This is a genomic window from Leptolyngbya sp. 'hensonii', from assembly GCF_001939115.1.
Lineage (GTDB): Bacteria > Cyanobacteriota > Cyanobacteriia.
The window spans coordinates 136,371-152,827 of record NZ_MQTZ01000011.1 but is presented as its reverse complement, the minus strand read 5'-3'; the positions used below and the strand labels follow the sequence as shown (position 1 = coordinate 152,827).

16 protein-coding genes are annotated in these 16,457 nt (G+C 49.2%); 10 read left to right on the top strand and 6 right to left on the bottom strand.

The genetic code is table 11. The features are described 5' to 3' along the window. Positions 1-46 precede the first annotated feature (46 nt). Both BST81_RS04320 and BST81_RS04315 read left to right on the top strand, forming a co-directional pair. Entirely contained in the window at positions 47-367 is a 321-nt protein-coding gene (locus BST81_RS04320) for a DUF2605 domain-containing protein (RefSeq protein ID WP_075597302.1), read from the top strand. Positions 368-388: 21 nt separating this feature from the next. Further along, on the top strand, positions 389-694 hold the full coding sequence (locus tag BST81_RS04315) for a DUF2973 domain-containing protein (protein WP_075597301.1): 306 nt from the start codon (positions 389-391) through the stop codon (positions 692-694). Between the two features lie 7 nt (positions 695-701). Here BST81_RS04315 and BST81_RS04310 read toward each other — a convergent pair whose 3' ends face one another. Beyond that, complete coding sequence (locus tag BST81_RS04310) at positions 702-1,103, bottom strand: hypothetical protein (protein WP_075597300.1); 402 nt, start codon at positions 1,101-1,103, stop codon at positions 702-704. 807 nt (positions 1,104-1,910) lie between these two features. On the opposite strand from BST81_RS04310, the gene BST81_RS04305 reads away from it, so the two are divergent. After that, a complete protein-coding gene (locus BST81_RS04305; protein ID WP_075597299.1) occupies positions 1,911-2,591 on the top strand; it encodes a class I SAM-dependent methyltransferase in 681 nt (226 codons plus the stop codon). A 327-nt stretch (positions 2,592-2,918) separates the two neighbouring features. After that, complete coding sequence (locus tag BST81_RS04300; protein WP_075597298.1) at positions 2,919-3,980, top strand: tetratricopeptide repeat protein; 1,062 nt, start codon at positions 2,919-2,921, stop codon at positions 3,978-3,980. Positions 3,981-4,059: 79 nt separating this feature from the next. Here the strand turns inward: BST81_RS04300 and BST81_RS04295 are convergent, their stop codons facing one another. Then, entirely contained in the window at positions 4,060-4,284 is a 225-nt protein-coding gene (locus tag BST81_RS04295; protein ID WP_075597297.1) for a hypothetical protein, read from the bottom strand. A gap of 716 nt (positions 4,285-5,000) precedes the next feature. On the opposite strand from BST81_RS04295, the gene BST81_RS04290 reads away from it, so the two are divergent. The 3 genes from BST81_RS04290 to BST81_RS04280 all read left to right on the top strand — a co-directional run bounded on the left by BST81_RS04290 (position 5,001) and on the right by BST81_RS04280 (position 9,153). Further along, entirely contained in the window at positions 5,001-7,334 is a 2,334-nt protein-coding gene (locus BST81_RS04290) for an NACHT domain-containing NTPase (RefSeq protein ID WP_253188078.1), read from the top strand. A 431-nt stretch (positions 7,335-7,765) separates the two neighbouring features. Beyond that, positions 7,766-8,146, top strand: coding sequence for an NfeD family protein (locus BST81_RS27925; RefSeq protein WP_171974660.1), 381 nt, complete (start codon positions 7,766-7,768; stop codon positions 8,144-8,146). A 134-nt stretch (positions 8,147-8,280) separates the two neighbouring features. Beyond that, complete coding sequence (locus tag BST81_RS04280; RefSeq protein WP_075597294.1) at positions 8,281-9,153, top strand: peptidoglycan-binding protein; 873 nt, start codon at positions 8,281-8,283, stop codon at positions 9,151-9,153. A gap of 305 nt (positions 9,154-9,458) precedes the next feature. Here BST81_RS04280 and BST81_RS04275 read toward each other — a convergent pair whose 3' ends face one another. Then, positions 9,459-11,063: a radical SAM protein gene (locus tag BST81_RS04275; RefSeq protein WP_363079299.1), complete on the bottom strand. Its 1,605-nt coding sequence runs from the start codon at positions 11,061-11,063 to the stop codon at positions 9,459-9,461. Between the two features lie 365 nt (positions 11,064-11,428). Here BST81_RS04275 and BST81_RS04265 point away from each other — a divergent pair, with 365 nt between their 5' ends. Next, on the top strand, positions 11,429-11,635 hold the full coding sequence (locus tag BST81_RS04265) for a hypothetical protein (RefSeq protein WP_143780219.1): 207 nt from the start codon (positions 11,429-11,431) through the stop codon (positions 11,633-11,635). Here the strand turns inward: BST81_RS04265 and BST81_RS04260 are convergent. The 3 genes from BST81_RS04260 to glyA all read right to left on the bottom strand — a co-directional run bounded on the left by BST81_RS04260 (position 11,632) and on the right by glyA (position 15,350). Continuing rightward, the gene (locus BST81_RS04260; RefSeq protein WP_075597290.1) at positions 11,632-12,888 is read right to left on the bottom strand and encodes a competence/damage-inducible protein A; all 1,257 of its coding nucleotides are present in this window, start codon (positions 12,886-12,888) and stop codon (positions 11,632-11,634) included. The genes BST81_RS04265 and BST81_RS04260 overlap by 4 nt on opposite strands. Positions 12,889-12,899: 11 nt before the next feature. Then, complete coding sequence (locus tag BST81_RS04255; protein ID WP_075597340.1) at positions 12,900-13,967, bottom strand: MraY family glycosyltransferase; 1,068 nt, start codon at positions 13,965-13,967, stop codon at positions 12,900-12,902. 99 nt (positions 13,968-14,066) lie between these two features. After that, positions 14,067-15,350 (bottom strand): serine hydroxymethyltransferase, encoded by a 1,284-nt coding sequence (gene glyA, locus BST81_RS04250; protein ID WP_075597339.1) that lies wholly within the window; start codon positions 15,348-15,350, stop codon positions 14,067-14,069. Positions 15,351-15,538: 188 nt separating this feature from the next. On the opposite strand from glyA, the gene petE reads away from it, so the two are divergent. Next, positions 15,539-15,955, top strand: coding sequence for a plastocyanin (petE, locus tag BST81_RS04245; RefSeq protein WP_075597289.1), 417 nt, complete (start codon positions 15,539-15,541; stop codon positions 15,953-15,955). A 121-nt stretch (positions 15,956-16,076) separates the two neighbouring features. Further along, a complete protein-coding gene (locus BST81_RS04240; RefSeq protein WP_253188077.1) occupies positions 16,077-16,433 on the top strand; it encodes a c-type cytochrome in 357 nt (118 codons plus the stop codon). Positions 16,434-16,457 lie beyond the last annotated feature (24 nt).

Sequence of the window (16,457 nt, the reverse complement as noted above, 5' to 3'; positions counted from 1 at the left end):
AAATGACGCTAAGATTATTAGTATGTTAATGATCCTACTTATATAGATGCTTAATTTTCATTCTTCGGAGTCAGATCTACTCAAGGCAGTTCTCGTCCCGCTATTGGAGGATTTCCAGTATTGGTTCGAGCGATCTCAAAAGCTTCTGGAAGCCCATGAGATTCAGTTTCTCGGTTCTGAAAAGCAACGCGACTTACTATCCCGGGTTAAGCAGGCCCAGCAGGAAGTTCATACTATTCAGATGCTGATGCAGGCAACAGAAGGTCAGGTGGGGGTAGAGACTGGAGTCTTAATCCCCTGGCATCAACTGGTGACTGAATGCTGGCAAGTAGCCATCCGATTTCGTTCAGAAGACCCTCCCGAATAGAAAAATGTAAGGGGACCATGTATGTTACATCTAATTTATATTCTGGCTTTCACGGTCATTGCCTTGCTGGCGATCGCAAATTTAATTCGCAGTCTTGTCACCCTCGGTCTGGAGTCGCAGCGCGATAATTCCAACGATGGCTTTCGTCCCCGTCATGTTAAAACTCGCTCTGTTCCCCACCCTGAATTTTTGGATGATACGGGCAACGTGATCAACGAGCCGCTGTTGGTGATGCGATCGATGACCGTTGAAGACGCCCGTGAACAACTGGATGCCCTGTACGAATCCTCACCCGGTTTGACCGGTGAACCCAGGGATGAAGTGTAATTCCAGCCTAAATACTCCGGAAGCGGGGATGACTTTTCAGGAGATCAGGCTCAAACCCCTGTAGCCACTCAATGAAAGAGTCGGTGATGATTGAAGGGTAGGTTTGCTGGACCAGTAAAGCCAAGTAAAAGCTATTCTGCTTCACCACCAAAGCATTGTATCCCTCACCATGAATTACTGCATGGTGGAACCCCTCCAATTGCAAGGATGAGGTCAGGAGCAGTCTTAAGCCCAGAGCCTGAAAAATAGTTTGGACCCAACCCATATTGCCATTTTCAAGGGTTGTAAAATATTCTTTGGGCAAGCCATTCAAATCAAAGATGGCTGCTCCCGCAATATGCTGAGAGTAGAGCGAAAATGGGTCTTGGATGGTGGAAGTGGTCAGGGGAGAATCGTCGTAGGCAGGCATGGCAATTCTCTACGTGAGAACAGGATGAATCTACTCTGAAAGCGTGGAAAACCAGGTTAGGCTGCAAAGACCTGATGGCGGGTTAATCGTTCAGGAACAGTAAACTACCTCTCAAGTGTAGAGTTTACGGTGCGATAGGTGTTCCTGACTGAAGTAGAACTATACATGCGAAAGGCAAGCTACGACAAGGCAATCCGGTTCGATGTGGCAGGAAAAAGGTCTATAACGAGCTTAATTGCTACAAATCACCACAATTTCGGCACTTCTAGGTTAGGTTAAGAACCCCCCAAAAACCTACCGTAAGATTGCTGCAAATTGTTCAGCGATAGTCTTATTTGTCGTGATTATCACGGAATTTAGTTAACTCAAACTGAAAATATAGATGGGGATTAATCCTGATTGATGTTTCCTGCTTAGATAGTTTTGACAACGGATCAGAAAAAACCGACAGTTCCCAAAAGGTTGCTGTCGGCCAGTCGTGTGTTCCCTGTTGATGACTCGGCTAGAGTTGAGTCACGAAGATGATGACGAGTTATTCTGGTCAATGTTCCCTGTTCCCCGAAAAAATGTCGAGGGTTGAAGAAGTCGGACCTCTGATTGCCCAGACCTCCGACTTTTTCAACAGGTTGGAGGTCTGCTTAGGAATGAGAATTAAATAACCTGGATTTCTTCAGCCCTCACCCCCAACCCCCAACCCCTCCCCCTCTCCCGCCGGGAGAGGGGGCAAGGGGGTGAGGGCAATCAGGAGTTTGACACTTTATTTAATTCTCATTCCTTAGATAGAATCTAAGTTTCTCTGAAGTGCTTATGGCGATGAAGTTGGAGCAAGTGGTCCCTTTTGGTCGATCGCTGGATGAATACAAGAAAATGTTCAATCTCTCGGCTACCGATTTGACGCAACGCATTCTGGGAGTTGGGGATGGTCCTGCCAGTTTTAATGCCGAAGTCACAACTATGGGGGGCCATGTCACGTCGATCGACCCCATCTATCAATTTCAGGGGCCAGAAATCCTGCAGCAATTCCATGCAGTTGTCGATGACATCATCGCCCAGGTGAAAGCCAGCCCAGAGGATTGGGTCTGGAGTTATCATGCTTCCCCAGAGGCATTGCGCCAGAGCCGGATACAAACTATCCAGACCTTTATCGCAGACTACGATCGGGGCCAACAGGCTGGTCGGTATCAGGTTGCTGCCTTACCAGAACTCCCCTTCCCTGACCAGAGCTTTGACCTGGCCCTATGCTCCCATTTTCTGTTCTTGTATTCAGATCACTATGACGCAGCATTTCACCTCGATTCCGTGCAGGCAATGTTGCGGGTGAGTCGAGAAGTTCGCATCTTCCCACTGGTGACGCTGATGATGCAACGATCGCCCCATTTGGAATTTGTGCTGCGGGCTTTGGAGGAGAGGGGTTACAGCGTCACCACGGTCAAGGTGGCTTATGAACTCCAGAAAGGCGGAAATGAAATGCTGGTAATCCAGTCCTGACCCTGCGGGCCATTTCTTCCAGGAGGGGATTTTTCAAAGGACGATCGTTCGGGTTTTGATCTTGGAGCTTGGAATTCTGAGGGTCAGAGCGGATGAGTGTGGATGCATGGTGAAAAGTATATCCCTGACAGTCCTACTTAATCCAGTAAAGAACAATCAGGAAAGTCACATCTGTGTAAAAATCAGAAAACATCAGCCAAAATCATAGAGGTAATTTTCCTCAACAGTTGCTTGGGCCTGTAGGAGCATGGCCTGTGGACCCCTCAATCAGGTCAGAGACACCTATAGCACATTATCAGCCATCGAAAGTCAACCTCAGGACTGAACATGAAATGCCCAGAATTTGAGCAAGCTTTTAAGAATCTGCCCCCCCGGCGCAGGGATGTGTTGCTCCGGATGCTTAAAGGAGAAACTGATGCAGAAATTGCTCAGGCTTTAGGGATAGGAGAGTCTACGGTCAGGAAGTACATCGAACGAATTGGCCAGGATTTTGAACTGGGGGGTGACGGTACGGGAGAACGACGATCGAGACGAACTGAGATCGTGACCCTGGTGGCCCAGCATAAACCAGAACTCTTAAATGAAAGTCAATCTCAGCCTGATTTGCTGCCAAGATCAGTCAATTCAGAAAATAAAGGTCTCTTCGAAGCCAGTTTCATTCAGCTTGTGCTGAAGCAACCTAAGGAGGATCTTGCTACTGTGTTACAGCAATTGCTGGCAAATTCTTCTCCGCAAAAACAGAAAAAAGAATTTGCGAACGTCCTGAATGAACTGGGACATCAGATCTATATGAATGGAGACATTCGCAGTGCAACATTCTATTTGGAGTTTGCGGTTCAGTTTAATCCGGAACTGCCCAGTGCCCATTTCAACTTAGGGTCAGCCTACGAAAAGCTGGGTCATAAAGAAGAGGCCCGCCAGCATTACACAATTGTGGCCAGCCAGACCAATGTCCCGGAGGATGAAGAACATGCCGTATATGCAGCGATCAACAATCTGGCCCGGTTACACATTCTTCAGGGTGAGGAAGATCAAGCTATTGACCTGATTCTGCCTCGCTTAGAACAAATTTTGCCTCGCTTAGCGCACCTGGGAGACCGTGCTGTGAGATCAGCGCTGCACAAGAATCTTGGTTGGGCATATCTATACAAAGGGAATTACCTGGAAGCAGGAAAATATCTGCTCAAGGCGATTGAGTTAGACGGTAACCGGCCCGACGCCCATTGCTTACTGGCAAAAGTTCATACTGCTCAAGGCAATTATCAGGCCGCGATCGCATCATGGAAAAATTGTCGTGAGCTTGGAGACAATCTTTCCATGGCCTATCGCTTTCCCGAGTTGGATCTGTGGCAATCGGAAGCCCATGCCCACCTGAAGTCTTCCCCATAGGAGGATTGTGCTTCTGATCCATAGGGAGGAGGCTGCCTTGCCATACTGCTCAGCAGCATGGAAGACCCCTGTACCCAATTTAAGCGGGAGGAACGATCGGACCCGCTTTCTTTAAACTTTTTCCGGCAGGGGGAACGATCGGACCTGCTTGCATCCAGCTATACTGCTGCCTGCTTACCAGTATTCGATCGATCTGCAACCTGTAAGTCTGAAGGGCATAATTGGAGTCAAAATTTGTCAAATCAAAGCTGGCAGGCACCAGGGTTCTGGATAGGAGACCTACCCAGAGGACAAGACGTATCATGATTAGTTGCTCCGTTGAGGCTAATTGGTCACTGCAGTAGAAAAGAAGCGATGGCCCCACTGCGCTTCCATGCCGATTCATGCTTCAGGAAATCACGGATGGGGATTACGAAATGGATTGAGACTGAGTTATCTGGATTGGGGCATAGCAACGCTATATCCAAACAGGGAGGGGATGGGGAGCTCTGCAGGGAGAAGGAGATCGCCCCCTCCACCCCGAAGCTGTCTTCTACTTAATTACACTGAGCTACTTGGAGGTTGAGTTATCTATCAATAACTCAGGATTTCAGTCCAATAATTACGTTGCATTGCTTGTGACTGGATGGCACGATCGCCCATTCATTTTGTCTGGGATAGGCCCAGAGTGAGATGTGGGTTAGGAGTCGTAATCGGACAAAGTCAGCTCCTGATTAAAGTTTGGGTTGAAGACTTTTCAATGGCAGCGGTTACTCTTGTTGAACTTTGCTTGTTCTAAATGTGCTGAACTTTACTTTTCTACTATCCATGAAAAATTCTAAACTGTGGTCTGACAACGATCGGGCTTATGTAAAACTTAAGTAGGACTTGTATAAAAGTTTCGGTGGGTGCATGGCAAGGTCATTCAGAGCATCGGTAACAGGACTTCAGCAGGTTAGAGCAGCCTTTGAAAACCAGGGATTAACCCAAAAAGATCTGATAGTAAGAGTTGGATGTAGCCGTCAGACACTGCACAACTTTTTGGCAGGACGGCCCGTTGATAAGCAGACCTTCAAGACAATCTGCAGTGAACTCAGTATCAAATGGGAAGAGGTTGCCGAACTGGAATCAGGAACGGCTGTATTAGTCAAGAATTTTGATCTGGACAGTCTGGTGCAGATGGTGCGGGAACGGCTACGAGGGAGTATTCACAAGGAATGCGGCAGTATCAAGGTCCTGGGCATGAATACGCCGATCAACCTGGAGAGCATTTACATCAATGTTAATATTCTGGAAAAAGTGACCCGAAGCAAGTATGCATCGATTTCTGAGCTGCAGAATCTGGAGAACTTCGATCGCATTGGGCTGGCCAGTATTCAGGAAAAACAGGTGTCGGGAGAAGCCGTATTAGAGCGCTATGACAAGCTGATGATTTGGGGCAAGCCAGGAGCCGGGAAGACAACTTTTCTGCACTGGATCGCGACGAAATGCAACCTGGGTCAGTTGCAAGAACATCAAGTTCCAATCCTGCTTACCCTCCGATATTTTGCCGCATTTGAAGGGCGACGATCGCTCCTGACTTACATCACAGAATATTTTCTGGACTGTGGGATTCAAGATCTGTTAGTCGCAGAACAGATCTTAAGCGCAGGACGGGCTCTAGTTCTGTTAGATGGGCTAGACGAAGTCAGTGAAGCATCCCAGGACTGGGTGCTGGAGGAGATTCGCAGATTTGCGGCTCGATTTCACAGAAGTACCTTTGTTATGACCTGCCGGATCGCCGCATCAGACTATAACTTCCAGCAGTTTACTGAAGTTGAAGTGGCTGATTTTGATGAACTGCAAATCAAAAACTTTTCTGAAAAGTGGTTTCAGGTTAAAGACCCAGCCAAAATGAAACTTTTCATGCAAAAGCTGAGAAAGAATAAGCCGATCAAAGAGCTGGCAACCTGTCCTCTGCTACTGACTTTGCTCTGTCTGGTATTTCAAGATGCAGGAGATTTTCCTGTTAACCGGTCGGAACTTTATCAACAGGGGTTGGATGTCTTGCTCAAGCAATGGGATGCCGCCCGTAATATTGAACGCTACCAAACATACAAAAAACTCTCCCTTCATCGCAAGGAAGATCTGCTCAGTCATATTGCTTTAGTAACGTTCGAACGGAATGAATACTTCTTCCCACAGAAAGTCCTTGAAAAACATATAAGAGACTATATCTGCAATCTTTCTAATATTAATAATGATCCGGAAAGATTAAAACATGATAGTGAAGCAATTTTGCAGTCGATTGAAGCCCAGCATGGCTTATTAGTGACGCGGGCGCAAGGTATTTACTCCTTCTCCCATCAAACATTTCAGGAATATTTGACAGCTAAGAGAATTGTTTCCAACTCAACAATTGATACCCTATCCAATGCTTTAGTCCCTCATGTAACAAATCAGCGCTGGCGAGAAATCTTTTTGTTGACGATCGAAATGCTATCGAACGCAGGTCAACTTTTGACCTTGATGAAACACCAGATTGACCAAGTATTGGCAAAGGATGAACACCTACAGAACTTTTTGACTTGGGTTAATCACGAATCTCGTCACATTTGCGACAAAATTGATATCCTTTATCCAATGGATGACTACAAGCGTCGTTCTCCGGAAGTGTCCTATAAGCCTGCTGCCATTCGAGCTTTTTACTTTGCCCTTGTCTTTACGATCAACCTGGATAACTCCCGGATTCATACCTATGATTTGGGTCGTGCCATTGATAACAACCTGGCCCATACCCTGATTTTTGATTTTGAATTGGACTTCAATGTCATTTGTGTCATCAAGCTAGCTCGAGACTGCACTCTGGAGCAGGCAACCTTTACCCGATCGCGGGCGCTCACCCGCGCCCTTGAGAATATCCTTAAGCTGGTCAATCGTCGGCTCGTTAATCTTGATGGCAATCTCACTCCAAGTCTATACGACTATCCTAGAGCCCTCACGTCTCACGAAAAACGCGAACGGGCTCTCGATCGGGAAAGGATATGGAAGGAGGAATACAAAATTCTTTCTGAATTTCAGCAATCGCTGCAAGAACTCAGCGCACAACTGCCGGAGAGCGATCGGGAGCAAGGAAAACTCAAGCGGTGGTGGCAGAACAATGGCCAACTCTGGCTTGAGCAATTCCGGCATCTTGTGATTAAACAGCGTAACTATGTAGGTAGAGACTGGCAGTTTAGTGACACCCAACAAGCTCAGTTGCAACAGTACTATGAAGCCAACAAATTATTGGTTGAATGTCTGCGGAGTCATTGTTATGTGGAAATGGGTGTCCGGCAAGAGCTTGAGGATACCCTGCTCCTACCTCGGGCAGAAATAGAAAAGCGGGTAACCTGATTGACTGACAGTTTGCTGTAGAGACAGCGGCTGCAAAAAAATCAGGGAGCAGTAGCACTCCCTTCAACACCGCCTAGCCAGTGACTCCAGACCCTTCCAAAGTGGAATGCCACTCTGCGCGCCTGTCTTCTTTCCTGGAGCACAGGGCAACAGTCGTGGTGATTAGTAGCCGTCACCTAATTCGGGCGCACAGGGGTAGAGCGCAGGGTGCGGTGGAGGGTTCGTGGTTCAGCGCGCCTAATTCGGGCGCACAGGGGTGGAGCCCTGCACCCTGTTCCCATCCAGCGACCACTATTTTAAATATTTGTGACACCCATGAATCACATTTGCGGCATTAGTCACAAATGCGCTATTTTATATTCATGGTTCTGATATGGACATGCAAGTTGAGACGGATTCAATCTGAAGGTCAATCAATACAGGAGGCAGGCATGACAGGCTTTAAGCATGCCCTACTAGTGACAGACAATCTTTCGCCACTCCTCTCCCCTGGGAACCAGGGTGACTTTTTTGAGCAAAGGGCGATCGTAGACGAAACAATCCAACCAGGTATTCCAGGACGGATCAGATTCCAAAGTTCTTTGTGGCCAGCACTCTGTAGGCAAAATACTGTTTTAACTCCGGGCACCACGGTGCGCGTAGTCGATCGTAGGAATTTGACTCTAGTTGTGGAATTCGTATCAGAGGAAGACGGTTATCTCTTTCCGCAGGCGTTACAAGTTGAACTCAGGAACAACAGAAATATTTATGATTTTGCAGACATTCTACTGTTTGCATTGAATATGCTTGCAAAATCATTTTTGTTGCTTTGAATAAAAACTTCATTTCCATCAATTTGTTTTGCAATTTATATCATCCTGTAAGGGTATGAATTGTGAAAAATCTGTGAAATGAAAAGTAAATTTTTTGCATTGATCTTGCATCCATTCTATGGAGAACACATTCGATGGAAACCCTGGCCTATATCCACTCCCATATTCTTTATGAGAGTTCATCCCTATCACCTGACATTCCTGCTACTTCCTCCCAGAGGCATCGGGTGTGGGCGATTGCTGCGGCTCTGACTGTTTTGCTCAATCCCTTATCACAGGCAAAAGCAACTGTGAGATATGGCGATCGTAGCCCAACCGTGAGGCAAGTTCAGCAGGCACTGGTTCATTTGGGCTTCAATCCAGGAGAGATTGATGGCATCTTCGGCCCCCAAACAGAAGCAGCAGTCCTGCGGTTTCAGAGAGTCCAGGGGTTGCCCCAAGATGGCAACATTAATTCCGAGACAGCCCATGCCCTGGGATTGGGTAATCTTGAGCATCCAACCTCCAATCTCCCATCCAATCAGGATTGTCCTTTAAACCGGGAGAGGGATTTCCCTGGCGCAGCACCCTGCAGCAATGGGATGAGCGGGAGAGATAACCTATCGGGACGTGCTGAATTTCTGATTGAAAAGCGTTCAACTGAGCGGTATACAGCATCTTTCGATGGAGCTTACGATCGCAGACCCGGATTTGCACCAGTACAGCCAGAAAATTTGTCCCCTGACCTTGGCGAATCCTTGCCAGAATCAGATCCGCCAATCAGACGCGCCCAGCCAGAAGGCAGATGGCAGATGGCCCAGGTTATCACCCAGAGTGGTCGGCTACGAATTCGTTCCGGCCCTGGTACAAACTACTCGGTGATTGGCCATTTAGAACGAGGCACGATCGTAAAAGTAGCCATCGACGAAACGGAACCGGATTGGGTCAGATTACCCCAAGGGGGATGGGTTGCATCCCGACATATCCTGCTAACGGGCAGACCTGATCCCGATCGCGTGTTGCTGTAGAGCAAAGTAAGGCGTTGCTGAATAGAAGTATGATTTTCGTGCTTGAGCCTTATGCAGCCCTCTCCCAAAGGAGAGGGAACAAGAGTTTTAGCTCCCTTCTCCTGCGGGAGAAGGGTTGGGGATGAGGGTAATTCATATTTGCATTCAGCAAAACCCAAAGTAAAACCTAGGGTTGCAAATACTAAATTTTGCAACATGGGAGTTTGGGGGCTGCGCCCCTAAGCGGGGGTTTCGCTAATGCTCCACCCAATCTGCATGACACCGACTATCCCCGTCAATCAATCATTGACTGACCAGTAGTAGCCTTAAGCCATAGCTATAGCCAGATGTTTTTCCAGGGTGGCCTGGGATAAGGGTCCTCGTAAATGGCTCCAGGGCAGCACCTGTTCCTGGGGCCATGGTTCGTAAATATAGAATGCCAGCTCTGGTAACTGGCCCCGTAGTTCCTTGGCCGCACGGCGATAACTTCCCAAAGAATCCCCATAGTGGCGGGTCCGTTCCAATAGCCGGGAGATCCGCCGATCGCCCCTGGAGAGTAAAGCCTGAATCACAGACCAGTTATAGCTCTCTGGCCGAAAGTCAACCCCCAAAGGCCGAAGTTGCTTTTGTAGACGCTGCAGCCGTTTCTCTGCCTGGGGATTGACGCCAAACCACTGAAAAGGTGTGTGGGCTTTGGGAACAAAAGTGCTGCATCCTAGGGTTAGGCGTAGCCCTGGAGCTGCCCGTTTCAAATCTTGGATCAGAGTCACTGTCTGATCCAGATCGCTGGGATCTTCCCCCGGTATACCGACCATGCCGTACAGCTTGAGATTGCTTAACCCTCCGGCCTTGGCATTGATGGCTGCTCGAAGAATCTCGTCAGGGTGCAATTTTTTATTGATGATCTGACGGAGTCGCTCAGAGCCACTTTCAACTGCGATCGTGGCTGATTTAGTGCCATGTCGGACGAGGCTCCGGGCCAGTTTTTCCGTCAGGGTATTGGTCCGAACTGAGGCAATGCTGAGGCGCACAGCATCAAACTGAGGCTGATCCAGATAGTCCAGTAGCTCGGAGAACTCTGGATGCTGGGTCACAGAAGCCCCCAACAGACCCAGTCGATCGGTGACGGTCAAGCCCTGCTCGATCGCTGGAATCAAAGACTCTTCCAGACTGGCCGTGCGGAAGGGGAGGGTCAGGTAACTGGCCAGACAGAAGCGACACATTTCTGGACAACTCCGAACCACTTCCACCATATAAATATTTTCCCAGGCTGCCTTCTCGGTTACGACGGTAGAGACTGAGAGCACATTTCCCCGGTAGGTCTGTTTCTCCACCTGGGCTGGTACAACATCGATCACTGGACAAATGGATTGAATCGGTCCATCTGGACTGTGGTAAGTGACTTTATACAGACTAGGAACATAAACGCCTGGTACTTGGGCCAGTTGTTGCAGTTGGGTGCGGCGATCGGTGCCCTGCCCCGCCTGAACGGCATGGATAAACTCACCAATCAGATTTTCCCCATCTCCCAGCAGGATGGCATCAAAAAAGTCAGCAAAGGGCTCTGGATTGGCTGTGAGCACCGGACCACCCCCAAAGACCAGGGGATGGACAGCGGTACGTTCTGCTGCCCAGAGGGGAATTTGCAGTTGCTCCAGTAGATTCAGAACGTGAACATAATCCAGTTCCCAGGATAGAGAAAAACCCACCAGTGCAGGCTGAGCTGGTAAGGGTTCGTGGCAATCGGTGAATAATCGACTGACCTGGAGATCCGATCGACGAGCCAGCATCGCCCAAATGACCTGATATCCCAGACTGGTAATCCCCACACTGTACTCGTTAGGAAAGGCAAAGATAATTGGAGTTGCATCCAGATTAGGCATCGCCACCTGGAACAGCAATTTCTCAGCAGTAAAGGGAATATCAGGCACAGATTTAGACAACCTTAGAAGCGGACTTTATCCATGGTAGTAGAAGCATACCGTTCTCCCGATTCAAAATGATTTTTCAGCTTAGGAATGAGAATTAAATAACACCGATAAACTCCTGATTGCCCTCACCCCCCTGCCCCCTCTCCCAGCGGGAGAGGGGGAGGGGTTGGGGGTTGGGGGTGAGGGCTGAAAATTTCGGAGTTATTAAATCCACGATCCTTAACTGGTGCCTGCTCTGCAGTTCTCCGAGGGCAGTCAGGCTGGAACAGTAGCAGAAACTACCATTTGCTTTCACTGGTTTTTCACTATTGCAGGCTAATCTCCAAAGTATAGACACCAAGATGAGATCCGAAACGGAGAAAGATATGCCTACGGTTCCCGACACTATCAGCTCTAGAGACCTATTCTGGCTCTGGTACGATCGCTTAACCCTAGAGCAACGTAAGAACGTCGCCCAAGAATTTAACCGATTTGTCGCCCAGGTTGAGCTGGAATCCAGACTACAGAAAATTCTGATCGCTAAGGTCGCTCCTGCCTACAACGAAGGCTGGGAAGACACATTCCGTCGCTAAGCGAATAATAACTTCCGCCGCAAATGATCCAGAGCACTGCAGGCACTGGCTCGCCGAATCCATTCCCGACTGCGGCCCAGGCCGAAACGATGCTCAAAGCTCTCAACGCCATAGGGGCCAGCCAGGCCCACATAGACCAGGCCAACTGGTTTAACATCAGAACCTCCATCAGGCCCCGCGATGCCGGTAATGCTCAGACCCCAGGTTGTACCCAGTTGAGATCGAATTCCCTGGGCCATCTGTTCAGCCACAATGCCACTGACGGCACCCTGTTGAGCCAATAGATCCGCTGCAACATTCAGTAAGCGCACCTTAACCTGGTTGTCATAGGCAATTACTCCACCCAGAAAATAAGCAGAACTACCCGGTATGGCTGTCAGGAGTTCTCCCAGCCCACCACCAGTACAAGACTCCGCCACTCCAAGCGTGGTCTGGCTGCTCCGGAGCAATCCTCCCACAACTGAAGCCAGGGAATCCTCATCAGCACCATAACAATCTAACCCAGCAATCTGGCGAAGCTGTTGCTCCACAGGTTCGATCAGGGCACGGGCTGCTACTTCTGAGGCCGCCCGTGCCGAAATCCGCAATTTGACCTCTCCGTGGTTAGCATAAGGCGCGACGGTAGGATTATGCTGATCTAAGAAGGACGCTACCTTTTCAGCCAGCGTGGATTCGGCAATTCCCCAGAAACGCAGAGTACGGCTGTAAATAATTTCCCGTCCCCATCCCTGACGTTGTAAAAAGGGGATGGCCGTTTCCTGCCACATCAACTGCATTTCTGAAGGTACACCTGGAAAGGTTAGCAGGATAAGGCCAGGTTGGGGCTGCCAGATAATGCCTGGTGCTGTGCCAGAGGGATTGGGGAGGATATCAGCCCCCAGTGGTAGGAGAGCCTGTTTACGATTGCTGGGAGACATCTGTCGCCCCCGCAGGGCAAACTTTGCTGCAATATCATCCACCACTTCGGGTCGCTCCACTAAAGGAACGCCAAAGGATTCGGCAATGGTTTCTGTGGTCAGGTCATCTGGTGTGGGGCCAAGCCCTCCTGTGAAGAGAAGCAGGGATGAGCGCTCCGCTGCGATCGCGATCGCCTGTTTCAGTCGCTCCCGGTTATCTCCGACAACCGTTTGAAAGTAGTGGGGAATTCCCAACTGAGCCAACTGCTGAGCTAGAAACCGGGCATTCGTATTTTGAATGTCTCCCAGTAGCAATTCCGTACCCACACAAAGGATCTCTGCTCCGGGTTCTGCCATATTCTAATATCCTACTCACCACTGGTGCGAGGGCGGGCATGCTTTTTCACCTGCCAGGTCGTGTAGGTCAGGAACAGGGTCGCACCTACCAGGTAAACCACGCCTTGGGGAACACCGGAGAACATCAGGGCCAGACTACCCACCCACAAAGCCAAAGAATAAATAAACAGAACAATTAATCGCTGAGAAAGACCAGCCTGCAGCAGCCGATGATGCAGATGACGTTTATCAGCGGTGAAAGGAGATTTCCCCCGGCGCAGTCGATCAAGCACGACGGCAGAGATATCCAGAATCGGCACTGCCAGAATCAGGTAAGGCAAAAGCACCGCAGCAGTGGTAACGCTTTTTACTAGACCGATAATCCCAATTCCAGCCAGGGTAAAGCCCATGAAATAGGCTCCTCCATCTCCCATGAAGATTTGAGCTGGATTGAAGTTATAGCGGAGAAACCCGATCGAGGCCCCGGCCAGACAGGCTGCAATGAGGGCAGCTGCGGGTTGATGCATGAATAAACTGGTGATCATCATCACCACCGCAGCAATCCCAGAAACACCAGCCGCTAGACCATCCAGGCCGTCAATCATGTTGATGGCATTAGCAATACCGACCAACCAGAGGACGGTAATTGGGAGACTGACTGGGTCGGGTAGGGGCACTAGACCCACAGCCGGAATGGTGAGGAACTCAATCTGTACCCCCATTTGCCAAGCGACGCAGGCCACGATAATTTGCATGAAGAGACGGAAAAAAGCGGAGAGGCTGAACAGATCATCAGCCAACCCAATTAAGAAGAAGGCGAGCCCACAAACTGTGACACCCCAAACCTCATCCGACTTGTCTGCAGGCAAAATACCGAAGCCACCAGTCCACCAGACTAGGAGTAAGGCAACCAGGGTTCCGGCAAAGATGGCCACCCCTCCCATGCGAACCATCGGGCGCTTATGCACCTTTCTTTCCCCTGGAAGATCGACGCAGCCGACCTTGTGGCCAAGTCGCTCAATGGCAGGTGTGGTTGCGAGAACAACCAGGGCTGCTATGACAAAAGCAGCCAGATGATAGGGATAAAACTGATGAGGCATCTGCATCTGAAACCCAGTAGAAGCCAAAAAATACATTCAGGCAGAGTCTACTACAAGTTTCTGACGAATGCCACACAAATCTAAACAAATTCTTGTGAATTAAACCAGAGCCGGTGCTAGGGATCCCAGATGGGGATAGAGTGGGAACTGGGAACACAGGGCTGCAACCCGTTGCTGACACGATTGAACGATCGCATCATCTGCAGGATGTAACAAGCGATCTGCAATGATATCCCCAATCTCAGTAAACTCCGCTTCTCCCATACCCCGCGTGGTCATGGCTGGAGAACCCAGACGTAAGCCACTGGTGACAAAAGGAGATTCTGGATCAAAAGGAACCGTGTTCTTATTGGCCGTGATGTTAACCTGGCTCACTAGTTGATCAGCTACCTTACCCGTCATGCCAATACAACGCAGATCAACCAGGATGAGATGGTTATCAGTGCCATCAGAAACCAGCTTGAACCCCCGTTGTTGCAGTTGAGTGGCCATCGATCGGGCATTGGCAATCACCTGCCCGGAATAGGTCTTGAACTCTGGTTTCAGCGCCTCTCCAAAAGCAACCGCCTTGCCTGCGATCACATGCTCCAGTGGCCCCCCCTGAGTGCCAGGGAAAACAGCTTTGTCCAGTTTCTTGCCCAATTCCGGATCACGGGTCAGGATCAAGCCTCCTCTGGGGCCGCGCAGGGTCTTGTGGGTGGTTGTGGTGACCACATCACAAAAGGGAATTGGGCTAGGGTGATGCCCAGTTGCCACTAAACCGGCAATGTGAGCAATATCGGCTAGCAGGAAAGCCCCAACCTCATCGGCGATCGCCCGAAATTTTTCAAAATCAATGATGCGGGAATAGGCGGAGTAGCCGCAGATGATCAGCCTGGGCCGATGCTCTAAAGCCAGATCTCGAACCTGATCGTAGTCCAGTTGCTCGGTCTCGCGACTAACCCCGTAATGGTGAACCTTAAACCATTTGCCAGAGACATTGACAGGGGATCCATGGGTCAGGTGGCCACCATGGGAGAGATCCATCCCCATGATACTGTCTCCGGGTTCGAGCAGGGCCAGGAATACGGCAAAATTGGCCTGAGCCCCTGAATGGGGTTGAACATTGGCATGGGCCGCATTGAAGAGTTGCTTGGCCCGATCGATCGCCAGTTGCTCAACACTGTCGATGAACTCACAACCACCGTAGTAACGCTTTTGAGGCAATCCCTCCGCGTATTTGTTGGTCAGAACAGATCCTTGAGCTGCCAGGACAGATGCGGAAGTGAAGTTTTCGCTGGCAATCAGCTCCAGGTGATCCCGTTGGCGTTGCAGCTCTCGCTGTAACAGGTCAGCTATAGCCGGATCTGTTTTGTTCAGGAGATCTAAATTAGTATCTGTCACGGAGCATTCCTCTCGTACCACTCTAAACAGTAATTGCCCAAAATATCCATGATACACCCCATCCACCACAGAATTTCTGGGGTTGAAGCGTCAACTTAAATTCCTGGCCAGGTAAAGCATTATATAAAAATTTACGGAAATGGATTTGTCCTATAATTTCATGTGGAAGTCCAATCCTGGAGAAGGTTATGAACCTCTTAGTCTCTATCTGGCATCACGTCAGGTCTAGCTTGCTAGTGGGCCTGCTCGCTGTCGTCTCTTTTCTGATGCTGACAGCCCCTTCAAATGCTGCAACCTACACCGTTAAAATGGGCGCAGACAACGGCATGCTGGCTTTTGAACCCCCTATCCTCAACATTAAGAAAGGAGACACGGTTCAATGGCTGAACAATAAACTCCCTCCCCACAACATCATCTTCGACGATAAGAAAGCGCCTGCAGATGCAGCTCAGTTTCTGAGTAGCCTGTCCCACGCAAAATTAATGATGAACTCCGGCGAAACCACAGAAGTGACCTTTGCTGCAGACATGCCTGCTGGCGAATACAACTATTTTTGTGCCCCTCACCGGGGTGCTGGAATGGTTGGCAAAATTGTTGTGGAATAAAATAGTTTTGTCTGAACCATCTCTCTGTGATTACAGATTCCTGTTCCCAGATGGCCCAGCCTTTGGAACCATCTGGGAATAAAAATTCAGGTTTATGCCCGTGAGCGTTAAGAGAGAAATTGTGTTTAAAAAGTTTGTTTGTTTCTTCCTGTTAGTTGCCACACTTACCCTTAATTTTGCTTCATCCGTGTCTGCTAATGTCCTGACTCCTGATCGGGTTGCAGGTGCGAAAATCTTTAGTGCCAATTGTTCAGCCTGCCACATGGGTGGAAACAACGTCATCATGGCTGATAAGACTTTGAAGCAGGCTGCTCTGGAAAAGTATTTGCTGAATTACGGTCAAGATCATCTAGCTGCAATCCAGTACCAGATCAAAAATGGCAGGAATGCGATGCCTGCCTTTGGAGGTCGGCTCAATGATGACCAGATCGCAGATGTGGCCTCCTATGTGGAGGCTCAGGCCCAAAAAGGCTGGTAAATTCTTTAAAATTTTTAGGTTGGC